The sequence below is a fragment of the Loktanella sp. M215 genome (genome assembly GCF_021735925.1).
Taxonomy (GTDB): domain Bacteria; phylum Pseudomonadota; class Alphaproteobacteria; order Rhodobacterales; family Rhodobacteraceae; genus Loktanella.
This window is the reverse complement of sequence record NZ_WMEA01000001.1, coordinates 1,775,570-1,794,365: the sequence shown is the minus strand read 5'-3', so window position 1 is coordinate 1,794,365 and position 18,796 is coordinate 1,775,570. Positions and strand designations below refer to the sequence as shown.

Below are 18,796 nucleotides of genomic sequence, written 5' to 3'. Positions count from 1 at the left end.
CGCCCGGACGCTCCGCCCTAACGTCCCGCCTCCCGTCCTCGCTTTTTCTCAAATACTCGCCCGCGGCAGGCGTCCCGTCCTCACCGCTGGCGCAACCGCACCAGCAGCGCGCTCCACCCGCCCGGGGCCAGCACGGTCGAGGCCGCAAAGCCCACGGCAAACCCCGCCAGTTCCGCGATCCAGATCGGACTGGACCCGAACAGCAGGCCGAAAACCAGTTGCAACCCCAGCAGGAACCCGATCAGCCGGAACGCCGCGACCTGGTTCTGCCCCGCGGCCCCCAGTCGCAACCACAGGATATAGGTGAAGGCCCCGATCAGCCCGTAGACCGCGGGCCAGACGCCGAACAACGGCATCGTCCCCCCGACGAACAGCCCGAACGCCAGCGCTCCCGCCACCGTGCCCAGCACGAAGACCGCGACCGTGGCGACCGGGGCAAAGACGTCCCCCACGAACTTGCCCAGCGCCAGCAACAGCGCCGCCCCGAACAGCGCATCGGTAAAGCTGCCATGCACGAAGGCGTAGGTCACGAAGCGCATCAGCAGATCCGGGCTGCGGTCGGACCCCGACCAGACGTAGTCCAGCACGGCGGGTGAAAAGGCATAGTCCTGCAAGGCCGCCAGCCGCCAGCCGATGGCCCCAGGTCCGCCGACCAGTCCGGTTGCACCGGCACTCAGAGTCAGCTCGATCGCCATGACGGCCACGACCAGAATCAGGACAACCGGGGGGATCGCGTTGAAGGGGCTCTCGAAGGGCGTGTGGTCGTCGCTCATGGGGCGTCTTGCCTTTGGGGTTGTTGATGTTGCCGGGTCGCTCTGGCATGGGTAGGCCAGAGAGACCCCTGTGACCACCCCGGATGATCCCATGACCCAGACAACCCTCACCCCCCCCGCTTTCACGCCGCGGGTGTTTTCCGGAATCAAGCCCTCCGGCGGCCTGACGCTGGGCAACTATCTGGGCGCGATCAAGCGCTTCGTCGGCATGCAGGGCGAGATGGAGACGATCTATTGCGTCGTCGACATGCACGCGATCACCGTCTGGCAGGACCCGGCAGAGCTAAGCCACGCGACACGCGAGGTCGCCGCAGGTTACCTCGCCTCCGGCCTCGACCCCGCGCAGTCGATCCTGTTCAATCAAAGCCGCGTCAGCGCGCACGCTGAACTGGCCTGGATCTTCAACTGCGTGGCGCGCGTCGGCTGGATGAACCGGATGACGCAATTCAAGGACAAGGCCGGGTCCAACGCCGAAAAGGTCAGCCTCGGCCTTTACGCCTATCCATCGCTGATGGCTGCCGACATCCTGCTGTATCATGCCACCCACGTCCCCGTGGGCGAGGATCAGAAGCAGCATGTGGAGCTGACCCGCGACATCGCAAACAAGTTCAACCACGACTACAAGACCGACTTCTTTCCGCAGACCGAGGCCGTCATCGACGGTCCCGCGACCCGTGTGATGAACCTGCGCGACGGCACGAAAAAGATGTCGAAGTCGGGCGAATCGGACATGGAACGCATCAACATGCGCGACGACGCCGACACCATCTCGAAGAAGTTCAAGAAGGCCAAGACCGATCCCGAACCGCTGCCGGACACGCTCGACGGCCTCAAGGACCGGCCCGAGGCGCGCAACCTCGTCGATATCTACGCCGCCCTGTCCGACACGACATCGGACGCTGTCATCACGGAATATGCCGGCGCAGGCTGGGGCCGCTTCAAACCGGCCTTGGCCGACCTCGCGGTGGCGAAACTCGCGCCGATCTCGGACGAGATGACCCGCCTGATGGACGACCCCGCCGAGATCGACCGGATCCTCGCCGCCGGCGCCGACCGCGCCCGCGCCATCGCGGCGCCTATTCTGGCCCAGACCTATGACATCGTCGGCCTTCTGCGCTGACATCTGCCGCGAACGCCGGTTCTGATCAGAAATTGCGAAGGCCGCGTTGCGGCGGCCTGCCTCCGGCGGAAGTATTTCTGACCAGAAGAAGGTCGATCCTGCGCGTCCGGGCAGGGTTTTGGTTTGAAAATGCCGGATGTGGCGGGCCGCTGCGATCCTTATGTTGGGGCAAAGGAGACTTGCCATGCCCCAACTCGCCCCCGCCGCCACCCGGATCGGTCACGTTCACCTGAAGGTCGCCGACCTCGACCGCGCCATCGCGTTTTATGGCGATGTGCTGGGGTTTGCGGTCACGCAACGCTATGGCCCGCAGGCCGCGTTCCTGTCCGCCGGCGGTTACCACCACCATATCGGGCTGAACACCTGGGAAAGTGCCGGGGCCACGCCGCCCCCGCCCGGACACACGGGCCTTTACCACACGGCGTTCCTCTATCCCGACCGCGCGGCGCTGGCTGCCGTGTTGCGCCGCGTGCTGGCGGCAGGCATCCCGCTGGACGGGGCGGCCGATCACGGCGTGTCAGAGGCGATCTACCTGCGCGATCCGGACCGGAACGGCGTCGAACTCTATGTCGACCGGCCCGCGCGTGACTGGTCGCGCGACGCGCAGGGGGGCATCGCCATGATCAACACGCGGTTCGACCTCGACCAGTTGCTGGCGGAAAACCCGGCCCCTGCGCCGTCATGAAACTGTCGCAGCCGCGTGGCAGGCTGTCCGCGCAGTTCCCCGGCTGCAACACGACCGGTCCGCGCACCCTGTTCCCGGCGCGGCCCCGGGCGGTGCGTTCCTGACGGACGCACCGCCTTTACCCCACCCTCCGCCGCCCCTAATGTGCGACACATCCGCAAGAGAGGCATCAGCATGGCGACCGGCACCCAGATCCGCACCTATTTCGAAGGCCGCTGGCACGACGGCGACCTGCCCGTCATGCGCGCCGCCGACCACGGGTCATGGCTTGGCACGACCGTCTTTGACGGGGCGCGCTATGCCAACGGTGTCGTGCCGGACCTTGCCGCCCATTGCGCCCGCGTGAACCGGTCCGCACAGGCGCTGATGATCACCCCCACCGTCGCCGCCGACGCCATGGTCCAGATCGTGCGCGAGGGGCTTGCCGCCTACAGCCCCGACACCGCCGTCTATATCCGCCCCATGTACTGGGCGCTGGAAGGCGGCGATCTGGGCATCTTGCCGAAGGAAGGCGCCACCGGCTTTGCCATCAGCCTAGAGGCGATCCCGATGGCCCCCACCACCGCCAGCACGACCCTGACCACCACCCGGTTCCGCCGTCCGGTGATGGAAGACAACGTCGTCAACGCCAAGGCCGGCTGCCTTTACCCCAACAACGCCCGCATGCTGGCCGAAGCGCGGTCCAAGGGGTTCGGCAACGCTTTGGTCGCCGACGCCATGGGCAACGTGGCCGAAACCGCATCCGCCAACGTCTTCATGGTGCGCGACGGGACCGTCTTGACGCCGATCCCAAATGGCACCTTCCTTGCCGGCATCACGCGGGCGCGGCACATCACCAACCTGCGCGCCAATGGCTACGACGTCATCGAAACCGTGCTGACCTTCGACGACTTCCGCGCCGCTGACGAGGTCTTTCTCTCGGGCAACATGACGAAGGTCACGCCCGTTGCCGCCTTCGAGGATCGCCACTACAACAGCGGCCCCGTCACCACGGCGGTCCGCGAGATGTACTGGGACTGGGCGGCCTCCGAAACGCTCTGACCCGTTGCCACGGCGCGCGCGATCCGACAGTATGCCGCGCAGGAGAAACCCGATATGCGCAAGTTCCTCGTCGTCCTCGACGACAGCCGCGAATGCCTGAACGCCATGCGCTATGCCGCCATGCGCGCGTCCAAGACGGGCGGCGGCGTGACCGTCTTGTCCATCATCCCCCCCGACGAGTTCAACCACTGGATCGGCGTGGGCGAGATCTTTCGCGAAGAGGCTCGCGAGCGGATTGAGGTGCATTTCGAAGTCTTCGCCAAGTGGATGCGCGACCGCCAGAACGTGAACCCGAACCTCGTCATCCGCGAAGGCGAGCCGATGCCGGAAATCATGGCCCAGATTGCCGAGGATCCGGAAATCGGCGTTCTGGTGCTGGGGGCCAGTGTCGACAACAAGGGGCCGGGGCCGCTGATCTCGGCCCTCACCCGTCAGGCCGGCACCCTGCCCATCCCCGTCACCATCGTCCCCGGCGATCTGTCGAAGGAAAAGCTGGAAGCGATTACCTGATCGGGTTTAGAATGGTTCCAAACCTTGACGGAGGCGCCGGAAAGGCGCATATCTGATACCTGACAAAAAAGGACGGTTTTCATGTTCATCCAGACCGAATCGACTCCGAACCCCGCGACACTGAAATTCCTGCCGGGCCAGACCGTGCTGGACATGGGGACCGCGGACTTTCCGACACCCGATTCCGCAGGCTCCAGCCCGCTGGCGCAACGGCTCTTTGCCGTGGACGGGGTCGAGGGCGTGTTCTTCGGCATGGACTTCGTGACGATCACCAAGGCCGATGCCGTCGACTGGGACCACATCAAGCCCGCCCTGCTGGGCGCGATCATGGAACACTACCAGTCCGGTCAGGCCGTGATGGGCGACGACCACAAGCCCGTTTCCGGACACGCCACCCATGACGGCGAGGATGGCGCCATCGTCGAACAGATCAAGGAATTGCTCGACACGCGCGTCCGCCCCGCCGTGGCACAGGACGGTGGCGACATCACCTTCCACGGGTTCGAGCGTGGCGTCGTCTACCTGCACATGCAGGGCGCCTGCGCCGGCTGCCCCTCCTCGACCCTGACGCTGAAGATGGGAATCGAGAATCTGCTGCGGCACTACATCCCCGAAGTGACCGAAGTCCGCCCCGTCGCCGCCTGAGCCATGACCAAGGTCGCCGTCGAAAACCCGAATGCGCCGGGAACGTCGTCTTCGGTCGACGCGGCCAAATACAACGACATGCACGACGCGATGCTGCGGGTGGTGTCCAGCACCCCGATTACGGCGGCCCAGATCAAGGCCGCCGTGCTGCCACACTTGTCGGACGCGCTGTTCCCTGCGGGCAAAACCGCCGGCTGGTGGCTGAAATGCGTGCAGCTCGACCTCGAGGCCAAGCAGGTCCTGCAGCGCCACGCCTCCAAACCCCTGACGTGGACCACAGCGTGACCGACAGCCCCACCGTTCTGGCTTTTGACACCGCAGCCGCCCATTGCGCCGCGGCGCTGCTGATCGGCGACCGCATCATCACCCGCACCGACGACATGGCCCGCGGTCAGGCGGAACACCTGATGCCCATGCTCGAAGAGGTCTTGGCCAAGGAGGGTCTGACCTGGGCCGACCTCGACCTGATCGGCGTCGGTGTCGGTCCCGGCAACTTTACCGGCATCCGCATGTCCGTCGCCGCCGCGCGCGGTCTGGCACTGGGGCTGGGCAAGCCCGCCACCGGCGTCGGCACGCTCGAAGCACAGGCGTTCGGCACCCAAGGTCCCGTCCTGTCGACCCTGCGCGCGCCGCGCGACATGGTCTATGTGCAGCGCCTGACGGACGGATGGCCCGACGCACCGCCCGCGTTTACCGATCTGACCGGCGCGCTTGCACTGGCGGGCCGCGACGATGTCGCGGTGCTGGGCGACATGGCGCAGGTCTTGCACGATGCCCACGGGCTGACCATCGGGACCCCCGTCGTCAGCGTGATCGAGGGCATCGCCCTGCTGACCGCCGATCCGATCTACAGCATGGATCACGCCGACCGACCTGCACCCCTTTACCTGCGGCCCGCCGACGCGGCCCCTGCCCGCGACGCGCCGCCTCGAATCGTCCCGTGACGCCCTCGGATCTGGCCGCGACGCACCGTCTGGCCTTTGCCAACGATCGCCCCTGGTCCGCTGTCGAATTCTCCGACCTGCTGGCCCAGCGCGGCGTGATCCTCTGCGGCACGGCCGACAGCTTCATCCTCGGTCGCGTGACCTTTGACGAGGCCGAGGTTCTGACACTCGCCACCACCCCCGACCACCGCCGCCGGGGTCTGGCCCGCACCGCGCTGACGGAATTCCACGACCGCGCCAAACGGGCCGGGGCACAGACCATGTTCCTCGAGGTTGCCGCCGACAACGCCCCTGCCATCGCGCTCTACCTTGCCTGCGGCTTCGCCACCGTCGGTCGCCGCCGCGCCTATTACGCGCGCGGCGACGCGCCCGCAGCCGATGCGCTCATCATGCGGCGCGACTTGTCAGAGCCGACATGACGCCGCGCGCCTGTCCATTGCAATCGTGCCGCCTGAGTCCTGCCAAAACCTGCGTCTGAAAAGGCTTCCCTCCATGACGACCGTCACCGCCCTCACATCGACCGTATCGGCAGCATTCCTCGGCTCCTTGGTCGAGGTGGTAGAGGCCTTCACAATCGTGCTGGCCGTCGGCATCACCCGCAGCTGGCGACCCGCCCTGATCGGGTCAGGGCTGGCGTTCGGTCTGCTGGTCATTCTGGTGCTGGTGTTCGGACCCCTGATCGGGCTGATCCCCTTGCACCTCATGCAATACGTGGTCGGCTGCCTGTTGCTGCTGTTCGGCATGCGCTGGCTGCGCAAGGCCATCCTGCGGTCCGCCGGGGTCATCCCCCTGCACGATGAAGCCGCCGCGTTTGCCAAGGAAACCGATCTGCTGGCCCGGCAGGCAGCAGAGCGGCGCGCGGACTACATCGCCGGCCTCGCGGCCTTCAAGGCGGTGCTGCTCGAAGGGATCGAAGTCGTGTTCATCGTGATCGCTGTCGGCTCCGCGCGGGGCCTCACGCTCTATGCCGGGCTGGGGGCGCTGGCCGCAGTCGTGCTGGTCGTGGCCCTCGGCACCGCCTTTCACAAACCGCTGACGCGCATCCCGGAAAACGCGCTCAAATTCGCGGTTGGCCTGCTGCTCACGGCCTTCGGCGTGTTCTGGCTGGGCGAGGGGCTGGGGGCCGCATGGCCCGGGGCCGACCTCGCGATTCTTTACATTCTGGCAGTGCTGGGCGCCGTTTCGGCGGCCACCGTCTCCCTCGCACGCCGCGCCGCAGGAAAGGGCCACTGATGTCACTGATCCGGTCCATCCTGTCAGAGGCGCTCGGCCTCTTCATCGACGACGGCAGCCTTGCGCTGCAGATCGCGGCGCTGATCACGTTCCTGACCGCGCTGGTCCATCTCGCGTCCCTCGGCCCGCTCATCGCGGCACTTTTGCTGCTGGCCGGATGCGGCATCATCCTCGTGACCAGCGTGCTGCGCCGTGCGCGCCGGTAAACTGCTTTTGGCACAGCGTCCCGCCACGCGGCCGCTCTCTGCGGCCGCGCCCGTTTTTTGACCGTCCGGCCAAAGTTGCGGCAGTTTCCCCAAAGAAACGGTTGACCACACTCGCACGGCGTTGCCTTATCCGTGCATGTCACATCACGGGTGGGGATAACCGCCCGGTTTGAAACCAACGACACGCGGGAGACTTCCATGACCTTTTTCACCAATTGCCTTGGCGCGACGGCGGCCCTTGCCCTGACCGCAGGTGCGGCGCTGGCCGATCCGGCGATCATCTTCGACCTTGGCGGCAAGTTCGACAAATCCTTCAACGAATCCGCCTTCAACGGTGCCACCCGCTGGGCCGAGGAAACCGGTGGCAAATTCGCGGAAGTCGAGCTGCAGTCCGATGCGCAGCGCGAGCAGGCGCTGCGCCGCTTTGCCGAATCCGGCATGAACCCAATCGTCATGGCGGGCTTCTCGTTCGAGACGCCGCTGGGTGATCTGGCCGCTGACTATCCCGACACCAAGTTCGTGATCATCGATGCCGTGGTCGATGCGCCCAACGTGCAATCCGTCGTCTTCAACGAAGAGCAGGGGTCCTACCTTGTCGGCATGCTGGCCGCGATGGCGTCCAAGACCGGCACCGTGTCCTTCGTCGGCGGCATGGACATCCCGCTGATCCGCAAGTTCGCCTGCGGCTACGCCGAAGGCGCCAAGGCCGCGAACCCGGACATCAAGGTGATCGCCAACATGACCGGCACGACCCCCGCCGCATGGAACGACCCGGTCAAGGGGACCGAGCTGACGCTGGCGCAGAAATCCCAGGGCTCCGACGTGGTCTTTCAGGCCGCTGGCGGCACCGGTGTCGGCGTCCTGCAGGCGGCAGCCGACAACGACATGCTGGGGATCGGCGTGGACGCCAACCAGAACTACATGCACCCCGGTCAGGTCCTGACCTCCATGCTCAAGCGCGTGGACAACGCCGTCTATGACGCCTTCAAGGCCGGCGCCGACGTGAAGCCGGGCATCGAATCCCTTGGCGTCGCACAGGACGGCGTGGGCTACGCCATGGACGACTACAACAAGGATCTGGTGACCGCCGACATGCAGGCCAAGGTCGAAGAAGCCAAGGCCGGCATCGCCGACGGGTCGATCATGGTGCACGACTACATGTCCGACGAAACCTGCCCGGCGCTGACGTTCTAAGCACCGCAGACCGACCACACGAACCGGGGCCGCGCCGATGCTTTCGCGCGGCCCCGATCCATCGGGGGACACGCCATGACCGACAGCACCACGACCGCCGCCCCCGCCATCGAACTGCGGGGCATCTCGAAATCCTTTGGCCCCGTGCAGGCCAACAAAGATATCAGCATCCGCGTCATGCCCGGCACGATCCACGGCATCATCGGTGAAAACGGCGCCGGCAAATCCACGCTGATGAGCATCCTCTATGGCTTCTACAATGCCGATGCCGGCGAGATCCATGTCGCCGGCAAACGGATCGACATCCCCGACAGTCAGGCCGCCATCGCCGCGGGCATCGGCATGGTCTTCCAGCACTTCAAACTGGTTGAGACCTTCACCGTCCTCGAAAACATCGTCCTCGGCGCCGAGGACTCGGGCCTCCTGCGCCCTTCCCTCGCGCGCGCGCGGCGCGAGTTGAAGGCACTGGCCGACGAATACGAACTCTCCGTCGATGCGGACGCGCTGGTGCAGGACATCGGCGTCGGCATGCAGCAACGGGTCGAGATCCTCAAGGCGCTCTACCGCCGCGCCGATATCCTGATCCTTGACGAACCCACCGGCGTGCTGACGCCCGCCGAGGCCGACCACCTGTTCCGCATCCTCGAAAACCTGCGGCGCGAGGGCAAGACGATCATCCTGATCACCCACAAGCTGCGCGAGATCATGGAGATCACCGACACCGTCAGCGTCATGCGCCGCGGCCAGATGACCGCCACCGTCAAGACGTCAGAGACGAGCCCCGCGGAACTCGCCGAACTGATGGTCGGCCGCAAGGTGCTGCTGCGCGTGGACAAGACCCCCGCCAAGCCGGGCCGCGTGATCCTCGATGTGCAGAAGCTCAACGTCACCGACGACAAGGGCGTGCACCGCCTGAAGGACGTCAGTTTTCAGGTCCGCGCCGGTGAAATCCTCGGCATCGCCGGTGTCTCCGGCAACGGCCAGTCCGAACTGCTGGAGGTGCTGGGCGGCTACCAGACCGCTAGCGGCACCGTCTTGATGAACGACGCGCCCATCGACCTGACCGGCAAGACCTCTGACGGCCAAAGCCGCCGGGCCCGCGGCATTTCCCATGTGCCAGAGGACCGTCAGGCCGAAGGTCTGATCATGGACTATGCCGCGTGGGAAAACGTGGCCTTCGGCTATCACCACGAGGCCAAATACCAGTCCGGCATCCTGATGAACCACGCGGCGATGCTGCAGGATACCGAAGAGAAGATGGCCCGCTTCGACGTGCGCCCCCCCGATCCCAAGCTTGCCGCCAAGAATTTCTCTGGCGGCAACCAGCAGAAGATCGTGCTGGCCCGGGAAATCGAGCATAACCCCGACCTTCTGTTGATCGGCCAGCCCACCCGCGGCGTCGACATCGGCGCGATCGAATTCATCCACAAGCAGATCGTCGCCCTGCGCGATCAGGGCAAGGCGATCCTGCTGGTCAGCGTGGAACTGGACGAGATCCTCGGCCTGTCGGACCGGATCGTCGTCATGTTCGACGGTCACATCATGGGCGAGCGCGACCCCGCGCAGACCAACGAACGCGAACTCGGCATGCTGATGGCCGGCATGACCGGCGATCCCGCCACCGCCAGCGTGGCAGAGATCGAAGACAACCTCGCCCACACGGGCAGCGGAGAGAAGGTGTAGATCATGGACGTGATGCCGAAATGGGCCGACGTGGTCCTGATCCCAGTGATCTCGCTTCTGCTGGCGGCAATCCTGTCGGCGCTGGTGATCCTCGCCATCGGTGAAAACCCGTGGAACGCCCTCAAGATTATGGTCGAAGGATCGCTCGGGTCGACCTACGGCTGGGGCTACACGCTCTATTACGCCACCAACTTCATCTTCACCGGCCTTGCCGTCGCCATCGCCTTTCATGCCCGCATGTTCAACATCGGCGGTGAAGGGCAGGCCGTCCTCGGCGGCCTCGGCGTGGCGTTGGTCTGCCTCTACATCCCCTTTCCGCACTGGTCGCTGGCGCTGATCGCGGCGTCATTGGGTGCGGCGCTCTTTGGGGCAGGCTGGGCGATCATCCCGGCCTACCTGCAGGCCAAGCGCGGCAGCCACATCGTCATCACGACGATCATGTTCAACTTCATCGCCGCCGCCTTGCTGAATTACCTCCTTGTCGGCGCGCTAAAGCCCGCTGGCAGCATGGAGCCCGCGACGGGCAAGTTCCTGCCCGGCACCCACCTGCCTTCGTTCCAGGAGATGTTCTCGACCGCCGACACGGTGCTGTTTCGCGGGGCGCCCGCCAACGTCAGCTTCTTCGTGGCCATCGCCGCCTGCGTCGTGATCTGGGCACTGATCTGGCGCACCCGTCTGGGCTATGAAATCCGCGCCTTCGGCCATTCGGAATCGGCGGCGAAATACGCGGGCATCAGCCCGACCAAGATCATCGTGATCTCCATGTCGATCTCCGGTGCCCTCGCTGGCATGATGGCAATCAACAACGTGATGGGAGAGGCCGAGCGCCTCGTCCTGAACGCCGTCGAAGGGGCCGGCTTCATCGGCATCGCCGTGGCCCTCATGGGCCGCTCGCATCCCTTCGGCGTGTTCCTCGCGGCCATCCTCTTCGGCTTCCTCTATCAGGGCGGCGCGGAACTGGCATTGTGGACGAGCATCCCGCGCGAATTGATCGTCGTCATTCAGGCGCTGGTGATCCTCTTCACCGGCGCGCTCGACAACATGGTGCGGATGCCGCTGGAACGCTTTTTCCTGGCCCGTCGCCGCGCGGCCAAACCCCGCACCAAACTGACCCCGGCGGAGTGATGCCATGGACCTGCTGACCCTGCTGCAACTGCTCGACTCCACCGTCCGATTGGCGACACCGCTGCTGCTGGCCTGCATCGCGGGCCTTTATTCAGAACGCGCCGGCATCTTCGACATCGGGCTGGAAGGCAAAATGCTCGCCGCCGCCTTCATGTCCGCTTCCGTCGCCTATACCACCGGCAACGTCTGGATCGGTCTGCTGGCGGGCATCGGCGCCTCGCTGGTCCTGTCAGCGATCCACGGCGTGGCCTCGATCACCTTCCGCGGCAACCAGCTGATTTCCGGCGTGGCGATCAACTTCCTCGCCGCCGGCCTGACGGTCGTCATCGCGCAAAGCTGGTTCGCCCAAGGCGGCCGCACGCCGCAACTGGCCGGCGCCGCGCGGTTCAACCCGATCACCCTGCCCTTTGCCGACGCCCTGCGCGACGTGCCCGTCATCGGTCCGATCTATTACGAACTCATCTCGGGCCACACGGCGCTGGTCTACGTCGCCGTGCTGATCGTGCCGCTGACGTGGTGGATCCTCTACGCGACCCGTTTTGGCCTGCGCCTGCGCGCCGTGGGCGAAAACCCGGCCGCGGTGGACACCGCCGGCGTGTCCGTCGTCGGCCTGCGCTTTGCCGCCGTCGGCATCTGCGGCGTGCTCTGCGGCATCGCGGGCGCCTATCTCGCCACGGCCCTGCAGGCGGGGTTCACCAAGGACATGAGTGCGGGTCGCGGCTATATCGCGCTGGCCGCCCTGATCTTTGCCAAGTGGAAACCCTGGCCCTGCCTCTGGGCCACGCTGCTGTTCGGCCTGCTGCAGGCGCTTGCTTTGCGTCCCGACCTGATCCAGCGCACGCTGGGGTTCAGCGTCCAGACCCAGTTACTGGACGCCCTGCCCTATATCCTGACCGTCGTGATCCTTGCCGGTTTCGTGGGCAAGGCGATCCCGCCGCGCGCGGGCGGCGCGCCTTATGTCAAGGAACGCTGACCTGACCGTTTGACACTGCCGCCGATCCGCAGTCAGGTGGGTCTGCGGTGCAGCCCCCCGCGGGACGTCTGATGCAACTTTACCTGCCCATCGCCGAGGTTTCGGTCAACATTTTCCTGATCCTCGGGTTGGGCGGCCTTGTCGGCGTGCTGTCGGGCATGTTCGGCGTCGGCGGCGGGTTTCTGATCACCCCGCTGCTGTTCTTCGTCGGCATTCCACCCGCCGTCGCCGTGGCCACCTCGACCAACCAGATCGTCGCCTCGTCCTTCTCGGCCCTGCTGGCGCACCTCAAGCGCCGGACCGTCGATTTGCGCATGGGCAGCGTCCTGCTGATCGGCGGCCTGATAGGGTCGTCGCTGGGTCTGATCCTGTTCAACTATCTGAAATCGCTGGGACAGGTCGATCTGCTGGTCAGCCTGTTCTATGTGGTCTTCCTTGGCATCATCGGCGCGCTGATGCTGGTCGAAAGCCTGAACGCCATCCTCAAGGCCCGCAAGCCCGGCGGCGCGCGCAAGGCGCGGCGCAACCACAACTGGGTCCACAACCTGCCACTCAAGATCAAATTCCGGGTCTCCGGCCTTTACATCTCGGTCATCCCGCCGCTGCTGGTGGGGGTGCTGGTGGGCGTGCTGTCGGCGATCATGGGCGTCGGCGGCGGCTTCATCATGGTGCCTGCGATGATCTATCTGCTGGGCATGCCGACCAAGGTCGTGATCGGCACGTCGCTGTTCCAGATCATCTTCGTCACCGCCTACACCACCATGCTGCACGCCACGACGAACTATACCGTGGACATCATGCTGGCCCTGCTGCTGATCATCGGCGGCGTCATCGGCGCGCAGATCGGCACCCGCATCGGCCTGCGCATGAAGGCCGAGAATCTGCGCATCCTGCTGGCCCTGCTGGTGCTGCTGGTCTGCGGCAAGCTGGGGCTGGATCTGATCCTGCAACCCGGCGAGCTTTACACCCTCAAGGTGCCGGGGGCCGCATGATCAGGCTGGTGCTCCTCTTCCTCGCCCTCGCCTGCCCCCTGCGGGCCGAAAGCATCGTGCTGGGCCTCAGTCAGGATTCCGTGTCGATCACCGCCAGCTTTGACGGGTCGGACATCCTGATCTTCGGCGCCGTCAGCCGCACCGCGCCGGAACCTACCGACCTTGGCCCGCTGGGCGTCATCATCGCCGTGTCCGGCCCCGATCAGGCGGTATCGGTCTTTCGCAAGGCCCGCCAGTTCGGCATCTGGATCAACAAGGACGAGGTCGAGGTCGACCGCGCCCCGTCGTTCTATGCGGTCGCCTCCAGCGGCCCCCTGTCCGAGATCCTGCGCGATACCGAGGATCTGCGCCACGAGATCACCATCCCCCGCGCGATCCGGTCCGTCGGCGCCACCGTCAGCGACAGTGCCGCCTTTACCGAGGCGCTGATCCGCATCCGGTCCAAGGACAGCCTGTTCCAGATGAAGGAAGGCACCGTTGATCTACAGCAGGACACCCTGTTCCGGACGTCCTTCCACCTGCCCGCCAATCTGCTCGAAGGTGACTACCTCGCCCGCATCTTCCTGACCCGCGGCGGCCGCCTGATCGACGAACACAGCACGGTCATTCCGGTGCAGAAGGTCGGGCTGGAACGCTGGCTCTACAACCTCGCCCACGTGCAGCCGTTCCTGTACGGTCTGCTGTCGCTGGTCATCGCCGTGGCGGCAGGTTGGGCAGCCTCTGCCGGGGCCGCGGCCCTCAAAAGGTAAATAACTGATTAATAACGGAAAACCTTATCCGCGGATAAGGTTTCGGTGCATCAGTCCTCGGTGTCCTGCACTGTCAGGGTCAGCGGCGCAGGCCCCGAATCCAGATCGTCGACACGCAGGAACGGATCGGCGGGCTTGGCCAGCCGGTTGCGCACGACCCAGCGCAACTGCGTCTCGGCCCGCGTGATCGCCACATAGGCCAGACGTTTCCACAAAGGCTGCCCCGCCTCGACCCGGCCCATGCGGGACGCCATTTCGATATCGGGGGCAAAGACCTGCACCGTGTCCCACTGTGATCCTTGCGCCTTGTGGATCGTCACCGCGGCGCCATGCAGGAACGTGGCGCCCATCTTGGCGGCAAAGGGAATAAAGGGTTCCTCGTCGCCCTCCAGCTCGATCTTGACGATGCTGGCCGCGGACATGCGCGGATCCAGCGCACCCAAGACGTGCAATTTGCTGAACCCGGGCCGCTGCCCGGGGCCGAGGTAGATGACCTGCGCCCCCTTGATCAGCCCCCGCGCTTCGAGGTCCAGCCGCTTCTTGCGGTGCTTGATCGGCAGTTCGATCCCGTCGCAGATCAGCGGCTCCCCGGGCAGCAGGCTGTCGGACGGCGCGTCATAGGCGGCGCGAAAGGCGTGGATCAGCCGGATGCGGGTCTTGTTTGTCCAGACAAGGCAAGGCGAGCGGGCCATCAGGTCCGCCTCGACCCGCTGCGCCATGACGACGCGCTCGTCGCGCTCTGACGCTTCCTGCACCATCCGCTCGAAATGGTAGAAGTCCAGCATCGGGTCGGCCAGCGCATGGGCCAGATCAAGGATCGGGTTGTCGGCGTCCTGCCGGTGGATGCGGCTCAGCGTCAGGACACGCTTTTCCGGCAACGTCTCGAACACCATGCCACCCGACGACTGGACGGGGGGCAACTGGGCCGGGTCGCCGAACAGCAGCAGGGTCGGAAAGATCTCTTTCAGATCCTCGAACTGCTTGGCGTCCAGCATCGAGGATTCGTCGACGAAGCCGATGTCGAGGGGTTCTTCCCGCCGTTTCCAGCCGGTGATGAAATCGCTGCCGCGCAGACCGGCAGAGGCCAGCGCCGCGGGGATGGACTTGTGTCCCTGATAGGACGCAAAGGCACGGTCGAGCGCGATGTCCGTCAACTGCTCCACGTCCGGCCGCTCGCCCTGCCCGGCCAGCCATTCGGCGACCTTCTCGTATTCCGGGTCATAGACGGGGGTGTAAAGGATGCGGTGGATCGTGGTCGCCGGCACGCCCCGGTTGCGCAACACCGATGCGGCCTTGTTCGTCGGGGCAAGGATCGCCAGCGTCCGGCGCCCGGTGCGCTTCTTGCTTTCATAGTCGCCGGATACGATGTCCACGCCCGCCTTCTCCAGCGCGCGGTACAGTTCGGCCAGCAGCATCGTCTTGCCGCTGCCGGCCTTGCCGATCACCGCCAGCACCTCTGACACGTCGGTCTGCGGCGGTTGCAGCAGGTCGTCGTTCAGGTCGATGCCGGACTGGCGCAGGGCGATGGCGACGTTATCCCAGGCCGCGGCCTGATCGTCAGAGAAGGTGATGACTTTGGGGGCGTTCATGGCGCGACCCTACCCGCCCGCGCCCGCCCCTGCCAGACCCTCAGGCCGCGATTTCCGTCGCGGCGGCGGCAATGGACTGGCCAAAGGACCGGGCGAACCACGCCTCCGACACCTCTGACGAGACACCCGCGCGCCGCAGCACGCGCAGCCGGTCGTCGGGGCGATAGGGCCACAGGCCGACGCTGATCGCATCGCGGCCAGTGCCGCTGGTGCCCAGCACCTCTGGCGCGGCCCCGACCGCATTGTAGATCCGGATCATCCGGGCATCGAAGACACCCAGCAGATGGGTCAGGGAAAAGGCGCGCATCAACTCTCCTCCCGCAAGCATCAGCAGGCCAGCCACGCGGGGGCCAGCGTTGGGGGCCATGCAGAACCGGGTGCATTCCCAGATCAGCGGACTGGTGATCGGCCCGGTCATCAGGTCGGCAAAGTGGTCGTTGACCATCGTCCGCCCGGACATCGGCAGGAACCGCATCGACCCGCCATGCACCCCCGGTGCCTGTTCCCAGATCACATAGAGGGGGTTGAGATCGTCATACTCATCCCTCTCCCAGCCGCTGTCGTCGACGGTGACGTCCCACTTCAGGCGGTCGCGGAACTGGGCGGCGCGGTCGCGGTGCATGCTGGCGCGCAGGTCGGCGTGCTGGTTCAACTGGTCGGCGTAAAGGTAGCGGATCATGGCGAAGGTCCCTGTCGTCGTTGCGATGGGGTATCCTTCGTGCGGCGTGCTTAACGGGACCTGCAGGTACCGTCCGGTGGGTCAATGTGACGCAACACTCCTGTCCGGCACCTGACCCGGCCAGCCCCCCGCGGCATCCTTGGCCGCACCGCCCACGATGATCAGGCCTTCACCGATCGCGCGGGCGACGGCATGGACCGTGTTCAGCGCGCCCAGCTTGTGCCGCGCGCTTTCGATATAGGCGCGCAGGGTGTGTTCCGAGATGCCCAGCATGTCGGCCGCCTGACCGCGCGAATAGCCCATGGCGAGGAACGTCAGGGCGTCGATCTCTCGGGGGGACAGGGGCCGGACGCTGTCGGGTGCCCGCCCCTTTTGCAGCGTCAGCGCCTTGGCGTTCAGGTAGTGGGCGATGACGATCAGGTCGCGCTGATGGGCCATCATCAAGGCCTCCCAGACCGGGTCGGGACAGGTGTGCGACAGTGTCAGCAGCGCGAACTGCCCGTGCGGCCCGCGGATCGGAATCGAGAAGCCCTGATTGCCGACGCCGTGGGCGATGGAATCGGCACGAAATGCCCGCGCCGCCTTGGACGACCAGTCCAGACGTTTCCAATCGACGGGGTGGAACCGCTGAAAGCAGCCCAGCACGACCGGGTCGATGCGGATATAGTCCTGATCCTGATAGCGTTGCGCCCAGACCGGGTCGTAGGTGCCGAAGCCATACTGCTCTCCGTCGACGCTGATCCAGTGATAGACCACATGGTCGATGTCGAGCGCGTCGCGCAGTTGCGTGGTCAGCCCTTGTATATGTTCAAGCCTGTCTGCAGATTCGAGATCCTGCAAAAAGCGATTCAGTCTGGTCCGCATCGAGTCTCACCCGGCCAACAGGCCCTTCGGATTCCGACGTAATTTCTGCCGTCGCCACGACTGCGGCTTCGCGCATCCGGTCCGCCACAAGGGGCAAACCGTTTTTCGACGCGAAAGACTCAAGATCGGCCAGAACGTCGATGATCCACATTTGTCCCACGCCTACACTCCCTTGCAATAGGTTAACGAGAAATTAACAACTCAAAGTAGCATGGAGAAAATGAACGAAATACTCACTTCTTCCGCCTCCCCGGATATGGGGGGAGCGGGCGGGCCCAACCGTCTGGCGAAAAATAAGGCGATGCAGGCCCGCGGCGGGCGGGGCTTGGGCCGACAGTCGTAAAGGGTGCATTAAAAAAGGGCGCCTGCCAAGCGGCAGACGCCCTGTCGATTCCCGTCGTCGGAGGTGCCTAGCCGCGCGATTCAATCTGCGCGTCGGCGAAGGTCCGCAAACCCGTCCGCGGGCTCTGGACCAGCACGGCCATGTTGCCGGGCTTGTGCTGGTTCTTGCGCATCTTGGTGTGGGCGGCGGGAATATCGTCCCAGCCGAACACCTCTGACATGCAGGGATCGAGTCTGCGTTCCACCATCAGGTTATTCGCCGCCGAGGCCTGTTTCAGGTTGGCAAAGTGCGACCCCTGCAACCGCTTCTGGTGCATCCACATGTAGCGCACGTCGAAGGTCAGGTTGTAGCCGGTGGTGCCGGCGCAGATCACGACCATGCCGCCGCGCTTGCACACGAAGGTCGAGACGGGGAACGTCGCCTCGCCGGGGTGTTCGAACACCATGTCGACGTTGTTGCCCTTGCCGGTGATATCCCAGATCGCCTTGCCGAACTTGCGGGTCTCGTTGAACCAGTCCTTGTATTCGGGCGTGTTCACCGTGGGCATCTGGCCCCAGCAGTTAAAGTCGTTGCGGTTCAGCACGCCCTTGGCGCCCAGCGACATGACGAATTCCCGTTTGGATTCGTCGGAAATCACGCCGATTGCGTTGGCCCCCGCCGTGTTGATCAGCTGGATCGCGTAGGATCCAAGGCCGCCCGAGGCGCCCCAGACCAGCACGTTCTGGCCGGGCTTCAGGTCGTGGGGTTCGTGACCGAAGAGCATCCGGTAGGCGGTCGCCAGCGTCAGGGTATAGCAGGCCGATTCTTCCCACGTCAGGTGCTGCGGGCGCGGCATCAGCTGCTGTGACTGCACGCAGGTAAACTGGGCGAAAGAGCCGTCAGGCGTCTCGTAGCCCCAGATCCGCTGGCTGGGCGAGAACATCGGGTCGCCGCCGTTGCAGTGTTCGTCGTCGCCGTCGTCCTGATTGCAGTGAATCACGACCTCGTCGCCGACCTTCCAGCGCTTGACCTTGTCACCCACCGCCCAGACGATGCCGGAGGCGTCGGAGCCCGCGATGTGGTAATCCGCCTTGTGAACGTCGAACGGCGAGATCGGGATGCCGAGGCCAGCCCAGACGCCGTTGTAGTTCACGCCCGCCGCCATCACCATGACGAGGACTTCCTGGCTGTCGGGCTTGGGGCAATCGACGACCTCGACCTCGAAGGCCTGTTCCGGTTCGCCATGACGTTCCCGCCTGATCGTCCAGGCGTACATCTGGTCCGGCACGTGGCCGAGGGGTGGCATTTCGCCGATGTCGTAAAGTGTCTTGCCGTCTGTCCGGGTCCCGGGTTGCAGGTCAAGGGCCATGTCCGTCTCCATCTTCGCATCCATCACGTTGCCGCACCGCAGAATCGGCACTTCTGACACCAATATGCAACCGCAGCGTAATGATGCAACCCCAGACGGG

The 18,796-nt window shown here is 65.3% G+C and carries 21 protein-coding genes; 16 read left to right on the top strand and 5 right to left on the bottom strand.

The window, feature by feature from the left end; genetic code table 11:
* Nucleotides 1-80: 80 nt before the first annotated feature.
* Entirely contained in the window at nucleotides 81-773 is a 693-nt protein-coding gene (locus GLR48_RS08795) for a rhomboid family intramembrane serine protease (protein WP_237060896.1), read from the bottom strand.
* Between the two features lie 91 nt (nucleotides 774-864).
* Here GLR48_RS08795 and trpS point away from each other — a divergent pair, with 91 nt between their 5' ends.
* The 16 genes from trpS (at nucleotide 865) to GLR48_RS08715 (ending at nucleotide 13,873) form a co-directional block, all read left to right on the top strand.
* Nucleotides 865-1,893, top strand: a complete 1,029-nt coding sequence (gene trpS, locus GLR48_RS08790) for a tryptophan--tRNA ligase (protein ID WP_237060895.1) — start codon at nucleotides 865-867, stop codon at nucleotides 1,891-1,893.
* A gap of 184 nt (nucleotides 1,894-2,077) precedes the next feature.
* Complete coding sequence (locus GLR48_RS08785) at nucleotides 2,078-2,578, top strand: VOC family protein (RefSeq protein WP_237060894.1); 501 nt, start codon at nucleotides 2,078-2,080, stop codon at nucleotides 2,576-2,578.
* Nucleotides 2,579-2,752: 174 nt separating this feature from the next.
* On the top strand, nucleotides 2,753-3,619 hold the full coding sequence (locus GLR48_RS08780; RefSeq protein ID WP_237060893.1) for a branched-chain amino acid aminotransferase: 867 nt from the start codon (nucleotides 2,753-2,755) through the stop codon (nucleotides 3,617-3,619).
* Between the two features lie 54 nt (nucleotides 3,620-3,673).
* Nucleotides 3,674-4,129 carry a universal stress protein gene (locus GLR48_RS08775; protein ID WP_237060892.1) on the top strand — a complete coding sequence of 152 codons (456 nt, stop codon included), beginning with the start codon at nucleotides 3,674-3,676 and terminating at the stop codon, nucleotides 4,127-4,129.
* Between the two features lie 81 nt (nucleotides 4,130-4,210).
* Complete coding sequence (locus GLR48_RS08770; protein ID WP_237060891.1) at nucleotides 4,211-4,774, top strand: NifU family protein; 564 nt, start codon at nucleotides 4,211-4,213, stop codon at nucleotides 4,772-4,774.
* Between the two features lie 3 nt (nucleotides 4,775-4,777).
* Entirely contained in the window at nucleotides 4,778-5,059 is a 282-nt protein-coding gene (locus GLR48_RS08765; protein ID WP_237060890.1) for a DUF6958 family protein, read from the top strand.
* Nucleotides 5,056-5,718 carry a tRNA (adenosine(37)-N6)-threonylcarbamoyltransferase complex dimerization subunit type 1 TsaB gene (gene tsaB, locus GLR48_RS08760; protein WP_237060889.1) on the top strand — a complete coding sequence of 221 codons (663 nt, stop codon included), beginning with the start codon at nucleotides 5,056-5,058 and terminating at the stop codon, nucleotides 5,716-5,718. The genes GLR48_RS08765 and tsaB overlap by 4 nt, the downstream gene beginning before the upstream one ends.
* Nucleotides 5,715-6,137, top strand: coding sequence for a GNAT family N-acetyltransferase (locus tag GLR48_RS08755; protein ID WP_237060888.1), 423 nt, complete (start codon nucleotides 5,715-5,717; stop codon nucleotides 6,135-6,137). The genes tsaB and GLR48_RS08755 overlap by 4 nt, the downstream gene beginning before the upstream one ends.
* A 73-nt stretch (nucleotides 6,138-6,210) precedes the next feature.
* Nucleotides 6,211-6,951 carry a COG4280 domain-containing protein gene (locus GLR48_RS08750; RefSeq protein ID WP_237060887.1) on the top strand — a complete coding sequence of 247 codons (741 nt, stop codon included), beginning with the start codon at nucleotides 6,211-6,213 and terminating at the stop codon, nucleotides 6,949-6,951.
* Nucleotides 6,951-7,157, top strand: coding sequence for a hypothetical protein (locus GLR48_RS08745; RefSeq protein WP_237060886.1), 207 nt, complete (start codon nucleotides 6,951-6,953; stop codon nucleotides 7,155-7,157). The genes GLR48_RS08750 and GLR48_RS08745 overlap by 1 nt, the downstream gene beginning before the upstream one ends.
* Before the next feature lie 198 nt (nucleotides 7,158-7,355).
* Complete coding sequence (locus GLR48_RS08740) at nucleotides 7,356-8,351, top strand: BMP family lipoprotein (RefSeq protein WP_237060885.1); 996 nt, start codon at nucleotides 7,356-7,358, stop codon at nucleotides 8,349-8,351.
* Nucleotides 8,352-8,426: 75 nt separating this feature from the next.
* Complete coding sequence (locus GLR48_RS08735) at nucleotides 8,427-10,034, top strand: ABC transporter ATP-binding protein (RefSeq protein ID WP_237060884.1); 1,608 nt, start codon at nucleotides 8,427-8,429, stop codon at nucleotides 10,032-10,034.
* Between the two features lie 3 nt (nucleotides 10,035-10,037).
* Nucleotides 10,038-11,159, top strand: a complete 1,122-nt coding sequence (locus tag GLR48_RS08730) for an ABC transporter permease (RefSeq protein ID WP_237060883.1) — start codon at nucleotides 10,038-10,040, stop codon at nucleotides 11,157-11,159.
* A gap of 4 nt (nucleotides 11,160-11,163) precedes the next feature.
* Nucleotides 11,164-12,132 (top strand): ABC transporter permease, encoded by a 969-nt coding sequence (locus tag GLR48_RS08725; RefSeq protein WP_237060882.1) that lies wholly within the window; start codon nucleotides 11,164-11,166, stop codon nucleotides 12,130-12,132.
* 71 nt (nucleotides 12,133-12,203) lie between these two features.
* Nucleotides 12,204-13,124: a sulfite exporter TauE/SafE family protein gene (locus GLR48_RS08720; RefSeq protein ID WP_237060881.1), complete on the top strand. Its 921-nt coding sequence runs from the start codon at nucleotides 12,204-12,206 to the stop codon at nucleotides 13,122-13,124.
* Nucleotides 13,121-13,873 (top strand): TIGR02186 family protein, encoded by a 753-nt coding sequence (locus GLR48_RS08715; RefSeq protein ID WP_237060880.1) that lies wholly within the window; start codon nucleotides 13,121-13,123, stop codon nucleotides 13,871-13,873. The genes GLR48_RS08720 and GLR48_RS08715 overlap by 4 nt, the downstream gene beginning before the upstream one ends.
* A 50-nt stretch (nucleotides 13,874-13,923) precedes the next feature.
* On the opposite strand, the gene GLR48_RS08710 is transcribed toward GLR48_RS08715, so the two are convergent.
* The 4 genes from GLR48_RS08710 to ccrA all read right to left on the bottom strand — a co-directional run bounded on the left by GLR48_RS08710 (nucleotide 13,924) and on the right by ccrA (nucleotide 18,696).
* Nucleotides 13,924-15,462 carry an ATP-dependent DNA helicase gene (locus GLR48_RS08710; RefSeq protein ID WP_237060879.1) on the bottom strand — a complete coding sequence of 513 codons (1,539 nt, stop codon included), beginning with the start codon at nucleotides 15,460-15,462 and terminating at the stop codon, nucleotides 13,924-13,926.
* 40 nt (nucleotides 15,463-15,502) lie between these two features.
* Nucleotides 15,503-16,141 carry an acyl-homoserine-lactone synthase gene (locus tag GLR48_RS08705; RefSeq protein WP_237060878.1) on the bottom strand — a complete coding sequence of 213 codons (639 nt, stop codon included), beginning with the start codon at nucleotides 16,139-16,141 and terminating at the stop codon, nucleotides 15,503-15,505.
* A gap of 81 nt (nucleotides 16,142-16,222) precedes the next feature.
* Nucleotides 16,223-17,005, bottom strand: coding sequence for a helix-turn-helix transcriptional regulator (locus GLR48_RS08700; RefSeq protein ID WP_237060877.1), 783 nt, complete (start codon nucleotides 17,003-17,005; stop codon nucleotides 16,223-16,225).
* Between the two features lie 410 nt (nucleotides 17,006-17,415).
* Nucleotides 17,416-18,696, bottom strand: coding sequence for a crotonyl-CoA carboxylase/reductase (ccrA, locus tag GLR48_RS08695; protein WP_442915833.1), 1,281 nt, complete (start codon nucleotides 18,694-18,696; stop codon nucleotides 17,416-17,418).
* Nucleotides 18,697-18,796: the final 100 nt, after the last annotated feature.

Bases quoted from the DNA above. Each gene is read 5' to 3' on its own strand.
- GLR48_RS08795 (WP_237060896.1), bottom strand. From the start codon at position 773: ATGAGCGACGACCACACGCCCTTCGAGAGCCCCTTCAACGCGATCCCC.
- trpS (WP_237060895.1), top strand. From the start codon at position 865: ATGACCCAGACAACCCTCACCCCCCCCGCTTTCACGCCGCGGGTGTTT.
- GLR48_RS08785 (WP_237060894.1), top strand. From the start codon at position 2,078: ATGCCCCAACTCGCCCCCGCCGCCACCCGGATCGGTCACGTTCACCTG.
- GLR48_RS08780 (WP_237060893.1), top strand. From the start codon at position 2,753: ATGGCGACCGGCACCCAGATCCGCACCTATTTCGAAGGCCGCTGGCAC.
- GLR48_RS08775 (WP_237060892.1), top strand. From the start codon at position 3,674: ATGCGCAAGTTCCTCGTCGTCCTCGACGACAGCCGCGAATGCCTGAAC.
- GLR48_RS08770 (WP_237060891.1), top strand. From the start codon at position 4,211: ATGTTCATCCAGACCGAATCGACTCCGAACCCCGCGACACTGAAATTC.
- GLR48_RS08765 (WP_237060890.1), top strand. From the start codon at position 4,778: ATGACCAAGGTCGCCGTCGAAAACCCGAATGCGCCGGGAACGTCGTCT.
- GLR48_RS08750 (WP_237060887.1), top strand. From the start codon at position 6,211: ATGACGACCGTCACCGCCCTCACATCGACCGTATCGGCAGCATTCCTC.
- GLR48_RS08745 (WP_237060886.1), top strand. From the start codon at position 6,951: ATGTCACTGATCCGGTCCATCCTGTCAGAGGCGCTCGGCCTCTTCATC.
- GLR48_RS08740 (WP_237060885.1), top strand. From the start codon at position 7,356: ATGACCTTTTTCACCAATTGCCTTGGCGCGACGGCGGCCCTTGCCCTG.
- GLR48_RS08735 (WP_237060884.1), top strand. From the start codon at position 8,427: ATGACCGACAGCACCACGACCGCCGCCCCCGCCATCGAACTGCGGGGC.
- GLR48_RS08730 (WP_237060883.1), top strand. From the start codon at position 10,038: ATGGACGTGATGCCGAAATGGGCCGACGTGGTCCTGATCCCAGTGATC.
- GLR48_RS08725 (WP_237060882.1), top strand. From the start codon at position 11,164: ATGGACCTGCTGACCCTGCTGCAACTGCTCGACTCCACCGTCCGATTG.
- GLR48_RS08720 (WP_237060881.1), top strand. From the start codon at position 12,204: ATGCAACTTTACCTGCCCATCGCCGAGGTTTCGGTCAACATTTTCCTG.
- GLR48_RS08715 (WP_237060880.1), top strand. From the start codon at position 13,121: ATGATCAGGCTGGTGCTCCTCTTCCTCGCCCTCGCCTGCCCCCTGCGG.
- GLR48_RS08710 (WP_237060879.1), bottom strand. From the start codon at position 15,462: ATGAACGCCCCCAAAGTCATCACCTTCTCTGACGATCAGGCCGCGGCC.
- GLR48_RS08705 (WP_237060878.1), bottom strand. From the start codon at position 16,141: ATGATCCGCTACCTTTACGCCGACCAGTTGAACCAGCACGCCGACCTG.
- GLR48_RS08700 (WP_237060877.1), bottom strand. From the start codon at position 17,005: ATGCGGACCAGACTGAATCGCTTTTTGCAGGATCTCGAATCTGCAGAC.
- ccrA (WP_442915833.1), bottom strand. From the start codon at position 18,696: ATGGCCCTTGACCTGCAACCCGGGACCCGGACAGACGGCAAGACACTT.